Origin of the sequence: Martinezella lusitana, assembly GCF_016901135.1 — a bacterium.
GTDB lineage: Bacteria > Pseudomonadota > Alphaproteobacteria > Rhizobiales > Rhizobiaceae > Rhizobium > Rhizobium lusitanum_D.
Genome location: NZ_JAFEVL010000020.1, coordinates 117,755 through 137,674 on the forward strand (window position 1 = coordinate 117,755; position 19,920 = coordinate 137,674).

17 protein-coding genes are annotated in these 19,920 nt (G+C 60.8%); 12 read left to right on the top strand and 5 right to left on the bottom strand.

Translation table 11 applies throughout. From position 1 onward, the window contains the following. Positions 1-8: 8 nt before the first annotated feature. Positions 9-452: a DoxX family protein gene (locus JTP94_RS07715; RefSeq protein WP_204849945.1), complete on the bottom strand. Its 444-nt coding sequence runs from the start codon at positions 450-452 to the stop codon at positions 9-11. Between the two features lie 215 nt (positions 453-667). On the opposite strand from JTP94_RS07715, the gene JTP94_RS07720 reads away from it, so the two are divergent. Further along, positions 668-1,375 (top strand): glutathione binding-like protein, encoded by a 708-nt coding sequence (locus tag JTP94_RS07720; protein ID WP_204849946.1) that lies wholly within the window; start codon positions 668-670, stop codon positions 1,373-1,375. Positions 1,376-1,631: 256 nt separating this feature from the next. Here JTP94_RS07720 and JTP94_RS07725 read toward each other — a convergent pair whose 3' ends face one another. The 3 genes from JTP94_RS07725 to groES all read right to left on the bottom strand — a co-directional run bounded on the left by JTP94_RS07725 (position 1,632) and on the right by groES (position 4,567). Next, positions 1,632-2,090, bottom strand: a complete 459-nt coding sequence (locus tag JTP94_RS07725) for a hypothetical protein (protein WP_271024402.1) — start codon at positions 2,088-2,090, stop codon at positions 1,632-1,634. A 467-nt stretch (positions 2,091-2,557) separates the two neighbouring features. Beyond that, entirely contained in the window at positions 2,558-4,195 is a 1,638-nt protein-coding gene (gene groL / locus JTP94_RS07730; protein WP_204849947.1) for a chaperonin GroEL, read from the bottom strand. A 75-nt stretch (positions 4,196-4,270) separates the two neighbouring features. Continuing rightward, entirely contained in the window at positions 4,271-4,567 is a 297-nt protein-coding gene (gene groES / locus JTP94_RS07735) for a co-chaperone GroES (RefSeq protein WP_034508496.1), read from the bottom strand. 265 nt (positions 4,568-4,832) lie between these two features. Here groES and JTP94_RS07740 point away from each other — a divergent pair, with 265 nt between their 5' ends. From JTP94_RS07740 to JTP94_RS07785, 10 genes are all read left to right on the top strand, one after another. Further along, positions 4,833-5,654: a sulfurtransferase/chromate resistance protein gene (locus tag JTP94_RS07740; RefSeq protein ID WP_204849948.1), complete on the top strand. Its 822-nt coding sequence runs from the start codon at positions 4,833-4,835 to the stop codon at positions 5,652-5,654. Then, positions 5,651-7,087: a chromate efflux transporter gene (chrA, locus tag JTP94_RS07745; protein ID WP_204849949.1), complete on the top strand. Its 1,437-nt coding sequence runs from the start codon at positions 5,651-5,653 to the stop codon at positions 7,085-7,087. Before JTP94_RS07740 ends, chrA begins: the two co-directional genes overlap by 4 nt. Positions 7,088-7,179: 92 nt before the next feature. Then, complete coding sequence (locus JTP94_RS07750) at positions 7,180-8,028, top strand: TIGR01459 family HAD-type hydrolase (protein ID WP_204849950.1); 849 nt, start codon at positions 7,180-7,182, stop codon at positions 8,026-8,028. A gap of 15 nt (positions 8,029-8,043) precedes the next feature. After that, the gene (locus JTP94_RS07755; RefSeq protein ID WP_204849951.1) at positions 8,044-9,027 is read left to right on the top strand and encodes a bifunctional riboflavin kinase/FAD synthetase; all 984 of its coding nucleotides are present in this window, start codon (positions 8,044-8,046) and stop codon (positions 9,025-9,027) included. Between the two features lie 275 nt (positions 9,028-9,302). Next, on the top strand, positions 9,303-10,679 hold the full coding sequence (locus JTP94_RS07760) for a cache domain-containing protein (RefSeq protein WP_204849952.1): 1,377 nt from the start codon (positions 9,303-9,305) through the stop codon (positions 10,677-10,679). Next, positions 10,676-11,317: a response regulator transcription factor gene (locus JTP94_RS07765; protein ID WP_204849953.1), complete on the top strand. Its 642-nt coding sequence runs from the start codon at positions 10,676-10,678 to the stop codon at positions 11,315-11,317. The genes JTP94_RS07760 and JTP94_RS07765 overlap by 4 nt, the downstream gene beginning before the upstream one ends. A 271-nt stretch (positions 11,318-11,588) precedes the next feature. After that, positions 11,589-11,786 (top strand): DUF3311 domain-containing protein, encoded by a 198-nt coding sequence (locus tag JTP94_RS07770; protein WP_007699805.1) that lies wholly within the window; start codon positions 11,589-11,591, stop codon positions 11,784-11,786. Next, positions 11,776-13,251: a monocarboxylate uptake permease MctP gene (gene mctP, locus JTP94_RS07775; protein WP_204849954.1), complete on the top strand. Its 1,476-nt coding sequence runs from the start codon at positions 11,776-11,778 to the stop codon at positions 13,249-13,251. The genes JTP94_RS07770 and mctP overlap by 11 nt, the downstream gene beginning before the upstream one ends. Before the next feature lie 297 nt (positions 13,252-13,548). After that, positions 13,549-16,431, top strand: coding sequence for an isoleucine--tRNA ligase (gene ileS, locus JTP94_RS07780; protein ID WP_204849955.1), 2,883 nt, complete (start codon positions 13,549-13,551; stop codon positions 16,429-16,431). A 135-nt stretch (positions 16,432-16,566) separates the two neighbouring features. Further along, a complete protein-coding gene (locus JTP94_RS07785) occupies positions 16,567-17,202 on the top strand; it encodes a hypothetical protein (protein WP_204849956.1) in 636 nt (211 codons plus the stop codon). A 118-nt stretch (positions 17,203-17,320) separates the two neighbouring features. On the opposite strand, the gene JTP94_RS07790 is transcribed toward JTP94_RS07785, so the two are convergent. Beyond that, positions 17,321-17,779, bottom strand: coding sequence for a nucleoside deaminase (locus tag JTP94_RS07790; RefSeq protein ID WP_204849957.1), 459 nt, complete (start codon positions 17,777-17,779; stop codon positions 17,321-17,323). A gap of 72 nt (positions 17,780-17,851) precedes the next feature. Between JTP94_RS07790 and JTP94_RS07795 the strand changes: the two genes are divergently transcribed. Continuing rightward, positions 17,852-19,915 carry a pseudouridine synthase gene (locus tag JTP94_RS07795; protein ID WP_204849958.1) on the top strand — a complete coding sequence of 688 codons (2,064 nt, stop codon included), beginning with the start codon at positions 17,852-17,854 and terminating at the stop codon, positions 19,913-19,915. The last annotated feature ends 5 nt before the right edge of the window (positions 19,916-19,920 follow it).

The window sequence follows — 19,920 nt, forward strand, 5'->3', positions numbered from 1 at the left end:
CGCTGCAATCAGGCGGTAGCGTAAGCACCGCGGCGTGCGTCGAGCGAATAGACACCTGCGCCGTTGGTGGCGAGCATGATGTAGGCGCCGGCGAGCGTGACGTTCTTCAGGAAGTTGACGAAGTTCAGGCCGTTGATCCAGCCGTTGGCGGCAGCCGGGAAGTCCGGAACGTTGACGGGCGTCAGGTGGAAGACGACGCCGGTGAAGATGCAGAAGGCGGCGAGCAGCCAGCCGACGATGCGGACCTGGAAGCCGATGAGAACGCAGACGCCGGTGACGAATTCGAAGGTGCCGGCGAGGTAGGTGAGCAGCGTTGCGGCTGGCATGCCGGCGCCGGCGATCATGCCGGCGGTGCTTGCCGGATCGGTCAGCTTGCCGAAGCCGGCGAAGATGAACATGAAGGCGAGCAGGATGCGCGCCACGAGGATGATGATGTTATTGGTGTTGGACATGACGGTCTCCAGTGAAAGTGGTTAAGGTCGGTGGCGACAATTTCTGAAGACTGATATTCGTGATTTTTGGGAGATTGGAAAGATAAACAACTGCGCACGATTAGTTCACAATCAGTGAACAATGACGATCGCTAACCGCTCTTCCCATCGGCTCCGTATCGGCTATGGTGGCGCGAAATCATCCGCCAAATCACGATCTTCGGAAGGAAACCGTCATGGCCGATCTATCCTCATTTCCGATCACGAAGCGCTGGCCCGCCAGCAATCCGGATATCATCCAGCTCTATTCGCTGCCGACGCCGAACGGCGTCAAGGTGTCCATCGCGCTCGAAGAACTCGATCTGCCCTATGAGCCGCATCTGGTTTCCTTCGGCACCAACGACCAAAAGTCTCCCGAATTCGTTTCGCTGAACCCGAACGGCCGCATTCCCGCGCTCATCGATCCCAATGGCCCGGACGGCAAGCCGATCGGTCTGTTCGAATCCGGCGCGATCCTGGTCTATCTCGCTGAGAAGACCGGGAAGCTTATGCCCAAGGACCCGGCCGGGCGTTACGAGGTGCTGCAATGGGTCTTCTTCCAGATGGCCGGCGTCGGCCCGATGTTCGGCCAGTTCGGTCACTTCTTCAAGTTTGCGGCCGATAAGGTCGCCAACAATCCCTATCCGGTCGAGCGCTACCGCGACGAGGCCAAGCGTCTTCTGGGGATTCTGGAAGAGCGCCTGAAAGGGCGGCAGTGGATCATGGGCGACGAATACACCATTGCCGACATCACGACATTTCCGTGGGTTCGCGGCGTCGACGTGTTTTATGGCGGCCGGGACGTTCTCGAATTCGCGAGCTTTCCCTCGGTCATGAGCTGGCTGGAGCGTGCCATTGCGCGTCCGGCGAGCCAGCGCGGGCTGAACATTCCGAAGCGGGATTGATTGGCTCCGATCTCTTCGGGAGCAAGTCAGTCATGTCCGTCTTTGCCGCATCCATGTGCCTGGCCCCTTACCCCTGCCGTCTACGGGGAGACGGGGCCAGTCCCGCGTTTGCGGCGGGTTCGCGTCCAGCAATGAAGATGCCAATTTTAGAAGGAGAGGCTCCCTCTCCCCGTTCGCGGGGAGAGGGCTGGGGTGAGGGGCCGGGCACGCAAGTGCGACGATGATGAATTCACCCGACCGTCATCAACAGTGGCTTTTACTGCCGAGTAGCCAGCTGGCTGCCCGGCTCCAGCTTGAAGCGCGGAAACAGGAAGACGCCGACCAGGCTGCCGGCATGTTTTCCGTCCGCGGCGATGGATTCGCCGACGCAGAAGATTGGCTGGCGATGACCGCTGGTGCCGAGGATCGTCGTTGAGTAGCAGAAGCAGGATGCAGCGGTAGCCGCTTGCTCGAAAATATCGAGGATGCGGACGCGATCATGCGCATCGTAGCAATGCATCAGGCTCAAGAGACCGCACTCCGAAGAGCTCAGCCCGTGCAGCATGGTGCTCCACTGGCCGAGCCGGATGATGCCGCTCGACAGGTCGCCCGTCCAACCTTCGGAAACGCAAAACTGCGCCAGAAGATCGGGATCATGCCCGTCGAATTCCAGCGAGCCGGGAGCAAAGGGTGCGGCAAAATTGGCCTTGGCAATCTTGAACAATATGATCCTCACTTGAGCGCATGGTTCCCCGGGGGCGCTTCATTCCAATTCCGTGCATCTTCGGATGGAACGTCTCCCCGCATGTTGCGCCTTCAGGAAAAGCAGAGCCGCATCTCCGCCTATTCCATCTTTCGCCATGCTTTTTCGGGTTGTCGATCCCGTCTATGAAGTCATTTCAAGTAATAAATCCGGACGCCATCATTCCCTGAGGTTATGATTGTACGCAGACGCTGTTTAAGCGTGCCGAAAAGAAGTAAAATTTTTGTGCATTGCAGCTTACCCCTTAAAATCGCTGCGCTGGGATTTATAGGGACTTTTTTGAAAACGGCAATGGGGCAGTTTGCGTAAATTTGCATCGCCATGAAACTTGCCGAACTTGCATCAAAACTGTTTCGGCACAAATGAAAAGGGCGGCCCAAGGGCCGCCCTTCATCAATTCCGGATGCCGGAATGAACATCGTAATAAGGCTAAGGCCTTATTACATCATGTCCATTCCACCCATGCCGCCCATGCCGCCCGGCATAGCCGGAGCGTCCTTCTTCGGCAGCTCGGCGATCATGGCTTCGGTGGTGATCAGCAGCGAGGCAACCGAAGCCGCATCCTGCAGAGCCGTGCGAACGACCTTGACCGGGTCGACGATGCCCATGGCGATCATGTCGCCATATTCACCCGTCTGAGCGTTGTAACCCCAGTTGTCTTCGTTCTTGTCGAGGATCTTGCCGACAACGATGGAGGCTTCATCACCAGCGTTTTCAGCGATCTGGCGGCAAGGAGCCTGCAGAGCGCGACGAACGATATTGATGCCTGCTTCCTGATCGTCGTTTTCACCCTTGACGGTGATCTTGACGGAGGAGCGCAGCAGAGCCGTGCCACCGCCCGGTACGATGCCTTCCTGAACAGCAGCGCGCGTCGCGTTGAGAGCGTCGTCGATGCGGTCCTTCTTTTCCTTGACTTCAACTTCCGTCGAGCCGCCAACGCGGATCACGGCAACGCCGCCAGCGAGCTTGGCAAGACGTTCCTGCAGCTTTTCGCGGTCGTAATCGGAAGAGGTTTCTTCGATCTGGGCCTTGATCTGGGCAACGCGGCCTTCGATGTCGGACTTGGCGCCGGCACCGTCGACGATCGTGGTGTTTTCCTTGGAGATCGAAACCTTCTTGGAGCGGCCGAGCATGTCGAGGGTAACAGACTCAAGCTTGATGCCGAGATCTTCGGAGATGACAGTGCCGCCCGTCAGGATGGCGATGTCTTCCAGCATGGCCTTGCGGCGATCGCCGAAGCCCGGAGCCTTGACAGCGGCGATCTTCAGGCCGCCACGCAGCTTGTTGACGACGAGCGTAGCAAGAGCTTCGCCTTCGACGTCTTCGGCGATGATGAGGAGCGGCTTGCCGGTCTGAACGACGGCTTCGAGAACCGGGAGCATGGCCTGCAGGTTCGAGAGCTTCTTCTCGTGGAGCAGGATGAACGCGTCTTCGAGATCGGCGATCATCTTTTCCGGGTTGGTCACGAAGTAGGGGCTGAGGTAGCCACGGTCGAACTGCATGCCTTCGACGACTTCGAGTTCGGTTTCGGCGGTCTTGGCTTCTTCAACCGTGATGACGCCTTCATTGCCGACCTTCTGCATGGCTTCAGCAATATCGAGACCGATCTGTTTTTCGCCGTTTGCCGAGATCGTGCCGACCTGTGCGACTTCTTCCGAAGTGCTGATTTTCTTGGCCTTGGCCTGGAGGTCCTTGACGACTTCAGCAACGGCGAGGTCGATGCCGCGCTTCAGGTCCATCGGGTTCATGCCGGCTGCAACTGCCTTGGTGCCTTCGCGAACGATGGCCTGGGCGAGAACGGTTGCGGTCGTGGTGCCGTCGCCGGCGATGTCGTTGGTCTTCGATGCAACTTCGCGAAGCATCTGGGCGCCCATATTTTCGAACTTGTCTTCAAGTTCGATTTCCTTGGCGACGGTGACGCCGTCCTTGGTGATGCGCGGTGCGCCGAAGGACTTGTCGATAACGACGTTACGACCCTTCGGGCCGAGCGTTACCTTCACTGCGTCGGCGAGGATATCGACGCCACGAAGCATCTTTTCGCGAGCGGTGCGGCCGAATTTTACTTCTTTAGCTGCCATGTTTGAAACTCCTGAATTCGCGTTGTCCGGGTTTGTGGCCCGTCAGCTGTATCGGAAAAGGGGAAACCGGCTGGATCAGCCGATGATGCCCATGATGTCGGCTTCCTTCATGATGAGAAGGTCTTCGCCGTCAAGCTTGACTTCGGTGCCCGACCACTTGCCGAACAGGATGCGGTCGCCGGCCTTGACGTCGAGCGGAACGATCTTGCCGGAGTCATCGCGAACGCCGGAGCCGACGGCGACGATTTCGCCTTCCTGCGGCTTTTCCTTGGCGGTATCGGGAATGATGATACCACCCTTGGTCTTTGCTTCGGACTCGACGCGACGAACGACGACGCGGTCATGAAGGGGGCGGAAATTGGTGCTTGCCATTGTCTAATCCCTCGATCAAATGACATTCACGGATCAGCGGGGGATCCGTATGGGCTGTGTTAGCACTCAGCATTGGCGAGTGCTAGCGACGGTGATTTAGGGGTGGGTAGCAAACGAGTCAAGAACGTGCCCGTGAATTTTTTCCAACGGCTCTTCATTGACTTGCTGCCGGTTTTGCCGGAAAATCTCCGGTATGGGGTTTGCGGATACCCCACGAGGCGTCACGCCGGAGTTTCGCGTCCATCTCTTTTGGAAGGGACGTAACATGACTTCGTTCAACGCCATCACCCCCGAAAAGCTTCTTCGTCTGCTGGGTACGCCTAAAGCGCCCGCGATACTCGACGTTCGTAACGCCGAGGATTTCGATGCTGATCCCTATCTGGTGCCGGCCTCGCGCCGCCGGGATTACAAGGATGTTCAGGCTTGGGCCGCCGAATTTCACAACCGGAATGTCGTTTGCCTCTGTCAGCACGGCGGCAAGCTCAGCGAAGGCGTCGCTGCCTGGTTGCGGCTGGCTGGTGCTGCGGCGGAAATCCTCGACGGTGGTCTCGACGCCTGGCGGGCGGCAGGATTGCCGCTGATCCCGGTTTCGGTCCTGCCCGATGCCAACGCGTCCGGTGCAACCGTATGGGTGACCCGCGCCCGGCCGAAGATCGATCGTATCGCATGTCCCTGGCTGATCCGCCGCTTCGTTGATCCCGGCGCTTCGTTTCTCTTCGTGACGGCTCAGGAAGTCGACGGCGTCGCCGAACGCTTCGACGCGACACCCTTCGATGTGGAGGGGGTATTCTGGAGCCACCGCGAGGAGGAATGCACTTTCGACACGATGGTGAAAGAATTCCGGCTCGACCTCCCGGCACTTCACCATCTTTCCCGCATCATCAGGGGCGCCGATACCAACCGGCTCGACCTTGAACCGCAGGCGGCTGGTTTGCTTGCCGTTTCGCTCGGCCTGTCGCGCATGTTTGCTGACGATATCGAACAGCTGGATGCAGGCATGTTGTGTTATGACGCGCTTTATCGCTGGGCGCGAGACGCGATGCAGGAAAAGCATGATTGGGTATCGCATGGAGCAAGAAGATCGTGAGCGAAACCGTTTTGGCTGACGATCTGGCTGCGAGCCCATCCCTCAGCGAAGCCACGCGCGTGTGGGCGCGCATCGGCGTCTTGAGCTTCGGCGGTCCGGCCGGGCAGATCGCCCTCATGCATCGCATGATCGTGGACGAGAAGCGTTGGGTCGATGAGGAGCGCTTCCTGCATGCCTTGAGCTACTGCATGCTCTTGCCAGGCCCGGAGGCGCAGCAGCTTGCGACCTATATCGGCTGGCTGCTGCATGGCTGGCGCGGCGGTTTGATTGCCGGTCTGCTGTTCGTCCTGCCGGGCTTTGTCGTCATCCTGGCGCTTTCGGCTTTCTACGCCCTTTTCCATGACACCAGCCTGCTCGCGACCGTCTTCTTCGGCATCAAGGCGGGCGTGCTGGCGATCGTGTTGCAGGCGCTGATGCGGCTGAGCGGCCGTGCCCTCAAGACCAGGTTCCATGTGGGGATGGCGATTGCCAGCTTCGTCCTTCTCTTCGTCTTCGATCTGCCCTTTCCGATGGTCGTGCTGCTGGCCGGCCTTACCGGATACGGGCGGGTCCTCTATCGAGCCTGGCGTGACGGACAGTGGCGACCACGATTGCCGCGCCTGACGGCGCCAGTCAGCCGCTTCGGTTGGCTCGGAGGCGCTCAAGCGAAGGCGTCCGTCCTGACGATCCTGCTTTGGGTATTGATCTGGCAGGCGCCACTGTTATTGGTGCATGGCCTCCACGGCCGGCAGGATGTCGTCGCCGAGGCGCTCAGCGGCGAAACAAGCGTATTCGGCGCCATTTTCTCCTTTTTCTCACGCATGGCGGTCGTCACCTTCGGCGGCGCCTATGCTGTTCTGGCTTATGTCGCGCAGACAGCGGTACAGCATTATGCCTGGCTGAAGCCGGGCGAAATGCTGGATGGTCTGGCACTTGCCGAGACGACTCCCGGGCCTCTCGTATTGGTTTTGTGCTTCGTCGGCTTCATGGCGGGGTTTCGCAATCCCTTCGGCTTCGATCCTCTGTTCGGTGGCTTTCTCGGAGCGAGCCTCGCGGCCTGGGCGACATTTGCGCCGAGCTTTCTCTTCATCTTCGCCGGTGCGCCTTACATCGAAAGATTGCGCGGCCATGCGGGTCTTTCGGGCGCGCTCGCCGCCATCACGGCGGCCATCGTCGGCGTCATGGCCAACCTTTCGGTTTGGTTCGGCCTGCATGTGCTGTTCGCGAATGTGGATCGGCTGGTGCTGTTCAGTCACTCTGTCAGGATTGACGGCGGCGATTTCGTCAATGTACCGATCGCTGGTATCGCGTGGCCGAATTGGGGCACCCTTGATATTTCGGCGTTGTTGCTCTTCGTCCTCGCGACTGTTCTGGTTTTCCGTCAGCGCGCCGGCGTTGCGACCGTGCTCGGCGTTTCGGCCGTGGCGGGTTCCTTGCTCCAGCTTGCCGTTTGAGCCCCATGCGGCGCAAAAACCTGCGTATCGCTCTTGTAATTTGCCAGCCGGTTTGCGATGTCAGCCCGTGATTTACTTGGCGCGAGGACGGCATGGGCAAACGGATCGAAAGCTTTCGCGAGATCGGCGGACTTTATGATGTTGCGCTCTGCGACGTCTGGGGCGTGCTGCATAACGGCGTTTCCACCTACAAGGAAGCGTCCATCGCGCTGGAAGCGGCCCGTGGCGAGGGCATGACCGTCGTGCTCATCACCAATTCCCCGCGCGTCGCTCCGAGGGTGGTCGAGCAGCTGCGCGTGATCGGGGTTCCCGACAGCGCTTACGACCGCATCGTCACATCGGGCGATGTGACGCGCAAGCTGATCGCCGAAGGTCCGAAGAAGGTATTTTTGCTCGGTCCGGAGCGTGACATCGGCATCCTCGAAGGGCTTGACGTTCAGCGTGTCGACGCGAACGAAGCTGAATGCATCGTCTGTACCGGCTTCTTCGACGACGAGACCGAAACGCCTGACGATTATACCGACATGCTGACGGCCTGGTCTGCCCGCAACGTGCCGCTCATCTGCGCCAATCCCGATCTCGTGGTCGAGCGCGGCCACCGGATGATCCCGTGCGCCGGCGCCATGGCCGCCTATTACGAGCGGCTCGGCGGGCAGACGCGGATCGCCGGCAAGCCGCATCGGCCGATCTATGAAGCAGCGCTCACCGCCGCCCGCGAGGTGCGAAGCGAATTCCCGCTGTCGCGCGTCGTCGCCATTGGTGACGGCATGCCGACCGACGTGCGCGGCGCGCTCGATTACGGCCTCGATCTTCTTTATATCAGCCATGGTATCCACGCCCGCGAATACGTCGTCGACGGTCACACCGACGAAGCAGCTCTCGACGCCTTCCTGGCGCGCGAGCGGGCCTCGCCGAAGTGGTGGATGCCGCGCCTTGCCTGACCGGAGTGGTAGCCGATGACCGTTTTCCATCGCAACGAGACCCGCGAACCGCTTCCCGACGGACTCAAGGGCGGCGTCATCGCCATCGGCAATTTTGACGGCATGCATCGCGGTCATCAGTCGGTCCTCGATCGCGCGCTGGAGATTGCCAGGGAACGCGGCATTCCAGCCCTGGTGCTGACCTTCGAGCCGCATCCCCGCACCGTGTTCAAGCCGGATCAGCCGGTCTTCCGCCTGACGCCGGCACCGCTGAAGGCGCGCCTGCTGGAAGCCCTCGGCTTCAACGCGGTCATCGAATATCCGTTCGACCGCGCTTTTTCGCAGCGCTCGGCGGATGAGTTCGTCCATTCGATCCTGATCGACTGGCTGCACGCCTCCGAAGTCGTCACCGGCTTCGATTTCCATTTCGGCCATGACCGTCAGGGCGGCCCGGCCTTCCTGATGAACGCCGGCAGCCATAACGGGTTCGGCGTGACGCTTATCGACGCCTTTCGCGACGAAAATACCGAGGTCATCTCCTCGAGCCGCATCCGCACGCTGCTGGCCGAGGGAGAAGTGGCCCAGGCTGCCGCGCAGCTTGGATACCGCTATACCGTCGAAGCGCCCGTGATCGGCGGCGAGAAGCTCGGCCGCACGCTCGGTTTCCCCACAGCCAATATGCAGCTTCCGCCGGAAATATCGCTGAAGGCCGGCATCTATGCCGTCAGGTTCCGCGCAGCGGATGGTGTCATCCGCGACGCCGTTGCCAGCTATGGCCGCCGTCCGACGGTGACAGACAACGGCGCGCCGCTGCTCGAGACCTATGTGTTCGATTTCAGCGGTGACCTCTACGGCCAGATCTGTTCGGTTTCCTTCTTCGGCTATCTCCGCCCCGAACTGAAGTTCGACGGCCTGGATGCGCTGGTGGCGCAGATCAGGAAGGACGAGGATGAGGCGAGGGCGCTGCTCGCCGGCGTCCAGCCGCTTGGAGACATCGACCGGGCCATCGCCTTTTCCTGATGTAGCGCAAGGGGTTGGCTGGGCAAAGTGTGTTGCGCCGCAGCTACAAACGTCATCGTTTCCCGCCCTTTGTCATTGCCCATGCGGTCTGGCCCTTTGCTCGATTTCCCCTGAGCCTGCGGCCGGCCGGTGGAAGAGATACTGTTCGAACGCGGCATTGCCGTTTCAAGGCAATCGCCCCGATTTCGGGCGTGCACGCAGCGCCGCTGACAAGCTGTTGAATTCGTGTCCGACAAGGGTCATGGTTCGTGGCCGGTTCTTGGGAGGAACAATCGTTGACACTGCGCCACCAGATCATCGCGCTTGCGCTCGTACCTCTCGTTTTCTCGATCCTGGCTATTACCGCCTTCATTACCTGGCAATCGGCCAATCTCACCAGGAACAATATCGAGACGTTCGAACAAAACATGCTGAAGGCGAAGGAAACGGAAATAGTCAACCTTACAAACCTCGCTGTGTCAGCCATTCAGGTGATCTATCGGGACGCAAAGCCGGACGACCAAGCCGCGAAGGACAAGGTTGCGGCGATCCTGACTTCACTTGACTACGGCGCGGACGGATATTTTTTCGTCTACGACTATGACGGAAACAATATCGTTCACCCGCGCGAGGGGTTTCGCAACGGGCGCAATTGGCTCGATTTGACCGATCCCGACGGTGACAGGGTTATCGCCGAACTCATCAAGACGGCAAAGGCGGGCGGTGGGCTGCACCAGTACAAATGGGAGAAGCCTTCCAGCGGCCGTATTGCCGATAAACTGTCATTTGTCGTCGGCCTTGACAAATGGCACTGGGTTGTCGGAACCGGCGTCTATCTGGACGATATTTTCACGCAGACTGCGGCGGCCAATGCCGGCATGCGGGCAAACATAAAAAGAACCTTCATCGTCGTCACACTGATTGCTGTTCCTGCCGTTCTGGTCGTTTTCACGACCTGCATGCTGCTGACGTTCCGCGAGCGGCGGATGGCCGATAGCCGGCTCAAGGAGCTAACGCAAAGAGTGATCGATACTCAGGAGGAGGAGCGAGCACGTCTTGCCCGCGAATTGCACGACGGCGTGTCGCAGAATCTTCTCGGAGTGCGCTATGTCATGGATCTTGCCAGCCGCAAGGTCAGAAACCAAGTAGACGATGCTGCCACGACGATCGAGAAGGGGGTGGACGCGCTCAACGGCGCGATCAAGGACATAAGGCGGCTTTCTCATAATCTTCGCCCCCGCGTACTCGATGATCTCGGCTTAACAGCGGCACTGACCGCACTCGCGGACAATTTCGCTGAGCGGACCGGGATTGCAACAGAGATCGAATCCGTGGGCTTCACCAGCATATTGAAGCCAGAAGCCAGTACCGCGCTCTACCGTGTCGCGCAGGAGGCTTTGAATAACGTCGAACGTCATTCCGGTGCGACGCTTCTCGTGATCAAACTTTGGAGCGAGCGGGGGCGTGCACGCTTTAGGATTTCAGACAATGGCACAGGCTTTGAGAGCGCAGGAGAAGGCAAAGGAGGGCTTGGGCTGAGGAACATGCAGGAACGGATGGCGCATTTCCGCGGCCTGCTTCTCGTTCAAAGCACGGCTGACGGCACGACACTGACGGCGATGTTGCCAAAGTCGGCCAATGCTTCGCCGGGCGCAAGGGTGTATGCCGCATGACAAGAGACAGGATCAGCGTTCTACTGATCGACAATCACCCCGTGGTGCTCGATGGACTGAAAGCTGTGCTCGAGACCTTTGACCATATTGAGGTGATTGGTACGGCAAGCCTTGCGCAAGTCGGCTTGGAGATAGCTCGACAGAGGCGCCCACAAGTTACTTTGATGGATATCAACATGCCGAAGCTCAGCGGCATTGATGCGATCGAACTCTTTCGTCGCGAGCTTCCGGCTACGCGGATTGTGATGCTATCCATGCACGATAGCCGCGAATACATCTCGTCGTCGATCATGCACGGTGCAGTCGGATATATTCTCAAGGACGTGTCGACGGACGAAGTCGTCTGCGCGATTGAGACCGTGGCGAGTGGCGGAACTTATTTTTCGTCAGGTGTTCGCGACATATTGATGGCGGACGAGGCGCGAATGGAAGCCGACCCTCTGACGCCACGCGAGCGTCACATTCTGGGTTTGATCGTCACAGGCAGGAGCAATCGCGAGATTGCCGAAGAACTGGGGATTACGCCTGCGACGGCCGAAACGCATCGTAAGAATTTGAAGAGAAAGCTCGGCATCGCAACGACAGCTGGGCTGATCCGCTACGCCCTTGACCACGGGATCGCGACGAGAGCGGTCTAGCGCCCGTCTACCCACTTATGGGTAGGCCTCGGTACTTCGCATGTGCGGATATCTTGTTCAAGCAGCAGGCTCACCATAGGACTTCACCAGCGGCTGGCCGATGGCGGCCGCTGGGAGGAATTTACATCCGTCAGTCTGTTTCCGCATAGCCAGAAGCGCATTGGCTTCGGGCCGTCGGTACTCCATACTGCGATCACGGACTGACGCACCGCCTTCCACTCTGACAACTGCAACGAGGCGGCGCCTACGCACCGCTTGGGAGGTATCGGAAATGGATAAACGCTTTGGGACGGCGGCCTGCTGGCTGCTCGTCATTCCCTATATCGGCTTGCTCTGGGTCCCCTTTTACAACAGCCACGATCCGGTTCTCTTCGGTTTTCCCTTCTTCTATTGGTACCAGCTTGCCTGGGTGCCGATCACCGCTTTCCTGACGTGGATCGCCTATCGGAGCATGCGCCATGACGACTGAGATCGACCCGACAGCACTCGCCGTCTTCATCTTCTTCTTGGCGCTCGTGACCGTCATGGGCTTTGTCGCCGCGCGCTGGCGCAGGCCGAAGACCCTTGCCAGTATCGACGAGTGGGGCCTTGGCGGACGTACCTTCGGCACCTGGATCACCTGGTTCCTCGTCGGCGGCGACTTTTATACGGCCTATACGGTGATCGCCGTTCCGGCCCTGGTCTATACGGTCGGCGCTTATGGGTTCTTCGCGCTGCCCTATACCATCGTCGTCTATCCCTTCGTCTTCATGGTGATGCCGCTTCTCTGGAGGCGGGCAAAGGATCATGGCTACGTCACGGCGGGCGATGTCGTGCATGGCCAATACGGCTCGCGGGCGCTCGAATTGGCGGTCGCGCTCACCGGCGTTATTGCCACCATGCCCTATATCGCCTTGCAGCTGGTCGGCATGACGGCAGTGTTCAAGGCCCTGGGGCTTCATGGCGAACTGCCGCTTGCTGTCGCCTTCATCATCTTGGCGCTCTACACCTATTCGGCCGGCCTTCGCGCGCCGGCGCTGATCGCCTTCGTCAAGGACATCATGATCTACATCGTTGTCATTGCCGCCATCGCGCTCATCCCGGCGAAACTCGGCGGCTATGCCAATGTCTTCGCGGCGGCGGATGCGGACTTCCAGGCCAAGGGGGCGGGCAGCTTGCTGCTCGGCGGCAACCAGTATGTCGCCTATGCGACGCTGGCGCTCGGCTCGGCGCTCGCGGCCTTCATGTATCCGCACACGCTGACCGGCATCTTCGCTTCCAACAGCGGCAAGACCATACGCAAGAATGCCGTGTTGCTGCCGGCCTATACGCTGCTGCTCGGCCTGCTGGCCCTGCTTGGCTATATGGGTCACGCGGCACATTTGAAGCTGGATAGCCCCAATGATGTCGTGCCGGCCCTGTTCCAGGCGCTGTTCTCGAGCTGGTTTGCCGGTTTTGCCTTTGCGGCGATCGCCATCGGTGCGCTGGTGCCAGCTGCGGTGATGAGCATCGGCGCTGCCAACCTCTTCACCCGCAATTTCTGGAAGGCCTACATCAATCCGCAGGTTTCCGATGCCGGCGAGGCAAAGGTCGCCAAGATGACGTCGCTCGTCGTCAAGATCGGTGCGCTTCTCGTCATCATTTTCCTGCCGACGCAATTCGCGCTCGATCTGCAGCTGCTCGGCGGCATCTGGATATTGCAGACGCTGCCGGCCCTGGTCTTCGGCCTCTATACCAAGTGGTTCCGCGCGCCGGCCCTGCTTGCCGGCTGGTTCGTCGGCTTCTTCGGCGGCACCTACCTCGTGTGGGATGCCGGCTGGAAACCGCTGCACATGGTCGCGCTCGGAGACGCGAGCTTCACCGTCTATACGGGGCTGCTGGCGCTGGCCGCCAACATCGTTGTGTCGGTGATCCTCAATGCGGTCATGCCGGTGCGGGCGACGGCACGCGCCTGATCGGAGCAATATCCTATCGGCCGCGGGCGGAAACGTCCGCGGCCTTTCTGTGCGTTGCCGGCGTTGTTTCCTCTTCCTTTCCTTGGAAAAAACGCCTATGAACCGGCGACCATGACCCAATTTCGGCTGAGCCTATCGATACGAATTATTGGCCCGGCCTTCCGCGCGCTTTAAGCTGCCGGGAGGTCCGGGTTCTTGGCGCCCGTTCCCGAGGCGCTTTCCGCCGCCGAAAAATCCCCATATGGCTGCGCCTGTTCGGCGCAAGACGCCCGAGACACTGAGGCAATTGTCAGAACTATGACCGATACCGCTGAAAAGATGGATTATTCCAAGACCCTTTACCTGCCGGAAACCGACTTTCCGATGCGCGCCGGACTGCCCCAGAAGGAGCCGGAGCTGGTAAGCCGCTGGCAGGACATGGATCTCTACAGGAAGCTGCGCGCCTCCGCCGCCGGCCGCGACAAGTTCGTGCTGCATGACGGCCCGCCCTATGCTAACGGCCATATCCACATCGGCCATGCCCTTAACAAGATCCTGAAGGACGTCATCACCCGCTCGTTCCAGATGCGCGGCTATGACAGCAACTACGTTCCGGGCTGGGATTGCCACGGCCTGCCGATCGAGTGGAAGATCGAGGAAAAATACCGCGAGAAGGGCAAGAACAAGGACGAGGTTCCGGTGAACGAGTTTCGCCAGGAATGCCGTGACTTTGCCGCCGGCTGGATCAAGATCCAGTCCGAGGAGTTCAAGCGCCTGGGCATAACAGGCGATTTCGAGAACCCCTATCTGACGATGAATTTCCATGCGGAATCCCGCATCGCCGGCGAGCTCTTGAAGATCGCCCGCAGCGGCCAGCTTTACCGTGGCTCCAAGCCGGTCATGTGGTCGGTGGTCGAGCGCACGGCGCTGGCGGAAGCCGAAGTCGAATATGCCGATGTCGAGAGCGATACGATCTGGGTAAAATTCCCAGTGGCCGAAGGCCCGGCTGACCTTGCCGGGACCTTTGTCGTCATCTGGACGACCACGCCCTGGACGATCCCCGGCAACCGCGCGATCGCCTATTCGTCGCGCGTTTCCTATGGCCTCTATGAAGTGACCGAAGCCGTCAATGATTTCGGCCCGCGTCCGGGCGAGAAGCTGATCTTTGCCGACAAGCTTGCCGAAGAATCCTTCGCCAAGGCAAAGCTGCAGTACAAGCGCCTGCGAGACGTTACCGCAGAAGACCTGGCTGCGCTTACCTGCGCGCATCCGCTGGCTTCACTCGGCTACGGCTTCAAGGTGCCGCTGCTCGACGGCGATCATGTCACCGACGAGGCCGGTACCGGCTTCGTGCATACCGCACCCAGCCATGGTCGCGAAGACTTCGACGCGTGGACGGGACATGCGCGCGCGCTCGAAGCGCGGGGCATCTCGTCCACCATCCCGTTCCCCGTCGATGACGCCGGCTTCTATACCGCCGATGCACCCGGCTTCGAAGGCGGCCGCGTCATGGACGACAACGGCAAGAAGGGCAATGCCAACGATCTCGTCATCAAGGCTTTGATCGAGACGAACACGCTCTTCGCGCGCGGACGGCTCAAGCATTCCTATCCGCATTCCTGGCGCTCGAAGAAGCCGGTGATCTTCCGCAACACGCCGCAATGGTTCGTCTACATGGACAAGGACTTTGCGGATGGTACGACGCTGCGGTCGCGTGCCTTGAAGGCGATCGACGATACCCGCTTCGTGCCTGCTGCCGGCCAGAACCGTCTGCGCGCGATGATCGAGCAGCGCCCGGACTGGGTTCTCTCGCGTCAGCGCGCTTGGGGCGTACCGATCTGCATCTTCGTCGACGAACAGGGCAATATCCTGCAGGATGACGGCGTCAACGCCCGCATCCTCGAAGCCTTCGAAGGTGAGGGGGCTGACGCCTGGTTCGCAGACGGCGCGCGCGAGCGCTTCCTGGGCGAGAAGGCCAACGAGCCCTGGACACAGGTCATGGATATCCTCGATGTCTGGTTCGACTCGGGCTCCACCCATACGTTCACGCTGGAAGATCGCCCGGACTTGAAGTGGCCGGCGGACGTCTATCTCGAGGGCTCGGACCAGCATCGTGGCTGGTTCCATTCGTCATTGCTCGAAAGTGCCGCGACGCGTGGCCGCGCGCCTTATGACACGGTGGTCACGCATGGCTTCACCATGGACGAGCAGGGCCGCAAGCAGTCGAAGTCGCTCGGCAACGTCGTCGCCCCGCAGGATGTGATGAAGGATGCAGGCGCCGATATCCTGCGCCTCTGGGTCATGACCACGGACTATTGGGAAGACCAGCGTCTCGGCAAGGCCATCATCCAGACCAACGTCGATGCCTATCGCAAGCTGCGCAACACCATCCGCTGGATGCTGGGAACGCTGGCGCACGACACGGGCGAGGTGATCGCTTACGCCGACATGCCGGAGCTGGAGCGGCTGATGCTGCATCGCCTCGCCGAGCTCGACGAGCTCGTGCGCGAAAGCTACGACGCCTTCGACTTCAAGCGCATTGCCCGTGCCCTCATCGATTTCGCGAATGTCGAGCTCTCGGCCTTCTATTTCGATGTTCGCAAGGATGCGCTCTATTGCGACGCGCCGTCGAGCCTGCGCCGCCGCGCGTCGCTCGCCGTCATCCGCACGATCTTCGATTGCATGGTGACGTGGCTGGCGCCGATGCTGCCGTTCACGACGGAAGAGGCGTGGTTGTCGCGCAATCCGTCGGCGGTATCAGTCCATCTCGAGCAGTTCGTCGCCGTACCAGCCGAATGGAAGAACGAGGCGCTGGCCGAGAAATGGAAGAAGATCCGCGCCGTGCGCAGCGTCGTCACCGGCGCGCTGGAAATCGAGCGCAAGGACAAGCGTATCGGCTCGTCGCTGGAAGCCGCCCCGATCGTCTACGTCGCCGATCCGGAGCTGCTGAAGGTGCTTGAAGGACAGGATTTCTCCGAAATCTGTATCACGTCTGGTATCACCATCGAGGGCGGCGAAGGCCCGGCGGATGCATTCCGTCTCGATGATGCCGCTAAGGTCAGCGTCGTGCCGAAGCTTGCCGAAGGCCGCAAATGCGCCCGCTCCTGGCGCATCACCACCGATGTAGGCTCCGATCCGCAATACCCGGATGTCTCGGCGCGTGACGCCGCGGCCCTGCGCGAATTGACTGATGTCAACTGAAGAAAATTGCCGGGTGAATTGCCTTTGCGGCGTTCATCCGGTAAAAGCTGCCTGAAAATGGCCTGATTTTTACGGCAGTTGCCGTTGAATGGGGTTCTATTAAATTTTGTTCCGGCATGGCTGGGAAGGGTTTTCATGAGAGCGATGCATAGCGTTCGTGTCGGCGTCAGCTTGGCGGCACTTGTGATTGGCTGTGGCGTGATGTCTGGCTGCCTCAGCAGCCCGACTTACGGCACCGACAAGACGGCAGGTGTGCAGCTTCTGGACGACCTTGGCGATATCGCTTCCATTTCGGCCGCGACGCCGAAGGACAAGGGCGTGAAATATCCGAACCGCCCCGGTCTGGTCGTCCCTCCCGACAAGGACAAGGCTAACCTGACTCAGCCGCAGCAGTCGGTGGCAAGCAAGGACAATCCGGCCTGGCTGGAATCGCCTGAAGACGCACGCAAGCGTCTTGCCGATGAAGCCGACCAGAAAAAGAACGACGTCAATTATCGTTCGCCGCTGGCTCAGGCCGACAGCACCAAAAATCGCATGACCGAAGCACAGCAGACGGCCGCCTATCGCGCCGCGCGTCAGGATCAGGCCGGCACCTATATCGACCAGCGCCGCTACCTGGTCGACCCGCCGCAGCAATATCGTCAGGTTTCCGATCCGACTGCCCTGAACGATGTCGGTACGCCCGAGTCGAAGAAGGAAAAGCAGCGCAAGAAGGACGCCGAAGCCGCACAGCAGTCCAACAGCAGCAGTTGGTGGAAGCCCTTCCAATAAGCAGTTCACAGAGCGGCGGCCTTCCTGCATAATTCCTTAAATCGGAATCGATTTAAGGGGAAATTATGCAGCATCTTAAAGTGTTAGAGCGCCGCGCGGCGCTGTAAGCCGCCGCTTTTCAGTCTTCGGAGCGTTTCGGTTGAAAGAAGCCTCTGAGGATCTCGGCAGATATCGTTTCCCCGATACCGGAATAGACTTCCGGCGCGTGATGACAGGTCGGCTGATGGTAAAAGCGCACGCCATTGTCGACCCCGCCGCCCTTTGGATCCTCGGCGCCATAGTAGAGGCGGCGGATGCGTGCAAACGAAATGGCAGCTGCGCACATGGTGCAGGGCTCCAGCGTGACGTAGAGATCAGCGCCTGCAAGACGCTCTTGCCCCAGTTCCTCACAGGCCAGGCGGATGGCGACGATTTCGGCGTGTGCGGTGACGTCGTTGAGCTCGCGGGTACGGTTGCCGGCCTTGGCGATGACCCTGCCGTCAAGCACGAGGACAGCGCCGATCGGCACTTCGCCACGTTCGCCGGCGCTGCGCGCTTCGGCCAGCGCAAGCTCCATGAATTGATTTGTAGCCGCCATTCAAGATTTTCCACTTAACCGCAAGGGCGCGACCTGATAGGAACACGCCTTAAAAACTCAGGCAAACAACAAATGACAATGAATGACAAGCCCAAGCGGCCTGGGTCTAAACCCTTTGCTGGCGACAAGCAGACGATTAAACGCGATGGCACGAAGCCGGTAAAGGCCGCGGTAGCCCGCGCTACCGATGAGGCAACGGCCGGAGACGGAAAGGCGGAACGCATTTCCAAGGTGATGGCGCGCGCCGGCGTGGCCTCGCGCCGCGACATCGAGCGCATGATCATGGACGGCCGTGTCAGGCTGAACGGCGTGCTGCTGGATACGCCAGTCGTCAACGTGACCCTCACTGACAAGATCGAAGTGGACGGCATGCCGATCCGCGGCATCGAGCGCACGCGCCTGTGGCTCTACCATAAGCCTGCCGGTCTGGTGACCACCAATGCCGATCCGGAAGGGCGCCCGACCGTCTTCGACAACCTGCCCGAAGAACTGCCGCGCGTCATGTCGATCGGCCGTCTCGACATCAATACCGAAGGCCTGCTGCTTTTGACCAACGACGGCGGGCTCGCCCGCGTGCTGGAACTGCCGACCACCGGCTGGCTGCGTCGTTACCGCGTGCGCGCCCATGGCGAGATCGATCAGGACGCGCTCGACAAGCTGAAGGAAGGCATTGCCGTCGACGGCGTGCTCTATGGCTCGATCGAGGCGACGCTCGACCGCACGCAAGGATCCAACGTCTGGATCACCATGGGCTTGCGCGAAGGCAAGAACCGCGAAATCAAGAACGTGATGGGCGCGCTCGGTCTTGAGGTCAACCGCCTGATCCGCATTTCCTACGGCCCGTTCCAGCTTGGCGATCTGCCGGAAGGTCGCGTAGTGGAAGTGCGCGGCCGCACGCTGCGCGATCAGCTCGGCCCGCGTCTGGTCGAGGATGCCAAGGCGAATTTCGATGCGCCGCTCTACAATGCCCCGGCAGTTGCCGACGAGGATGAGGCCGAGGCCAAACCGGCAGCACATACCGCAAAGGAAGAGCGCCCGAGGCGTGACCGCGAGCGTCCCGAGGACAAGCGCGCGCGCGCCTTGAGCCGCCTCGACACCAAACGCGATGATCGTCGCGACGAGGGGCGTCGCGAAGGTGGCCGCAAGGAGGATGACCGCCCGAAGCGCCAGCCGCTTGGATCGCGCCGCAGCGCCAATGTCTGGATGGCGCCCGGTGCCCGTCCGCTCGGCGAAAAGGCGGCCGCTAAAGCTGCCAAGAATACCAGAACTGCTGCCAAGCGCGGCGAGCCCGAGCGTCCGCAACGCAGCGGTTTCGACCGTCCGGACGAAGGCCCCCGCGTTCGCGTCAATCGCGTCGACGAGGCGGATGGTGAATGGATCCGTTCGAGCGAGGAAGCACCGCGCAAGTCGCGCGGTGATGACGAAGGTTCCGATCGCAAGCGCTCAGATCGCCCCCGTGGCGACCGTCCTTTCGGCGATAAGCCCCGTGGTGACCGTCCGTATGGTGACAAGCCTCGTGGCGAGCGGACGTTCAGCGATCGTCCCCGCGGTGAACGTGGCTCGCGGCCGGAGGGCAATGACCGTCCCCGCGCGAAATCTTTCCAGGGCGAAGCCCGCTCTGAGCGTCCCCGTAGTGAGCGCCCAGTCGGGGATCGCCCGCCGCGTGGCGACCGTCCCTTCGGCGACAAGCCACGCGGTGCTCGCCCTTATGGTGATAAGCCCCGTGGCGATAGGCCATTCAGCGACCGTCCCCGTGACGACCGCCGGCCCCGCGCCGAAGGCGAGGAACGTCCGCGCGCAAGGTCTTTCGATGGCGAGCAGCGTTCCGAACGTCCTCGCGGCGATCGCCCATTTGGGGATCGTCCGCCGCGTGGCGATCGGCCCGCTGGTGACCGCCCACAGGGCGAACGTTCTTTCGGTGACCGGCCGGCCGGCAAGCCCTTCGGCAAAAAGCCGGGCGGCGGCAAATCCTTTGGCGGCAAGCCGGCTGGAAAGCCTGGCGGTTCGCGTGGTTTCTCAGGCAAGCCCGGCGGCGCAGGCCGTCCGGCCGGTGGCCCAAGTCGCAGTGGCCCAAGTCGCAGCGGCCCGAGCCGTGGTGGCCCCGGTAGGGGCGGCCCCAAGGGCGGAAAGGGTTGACGCGC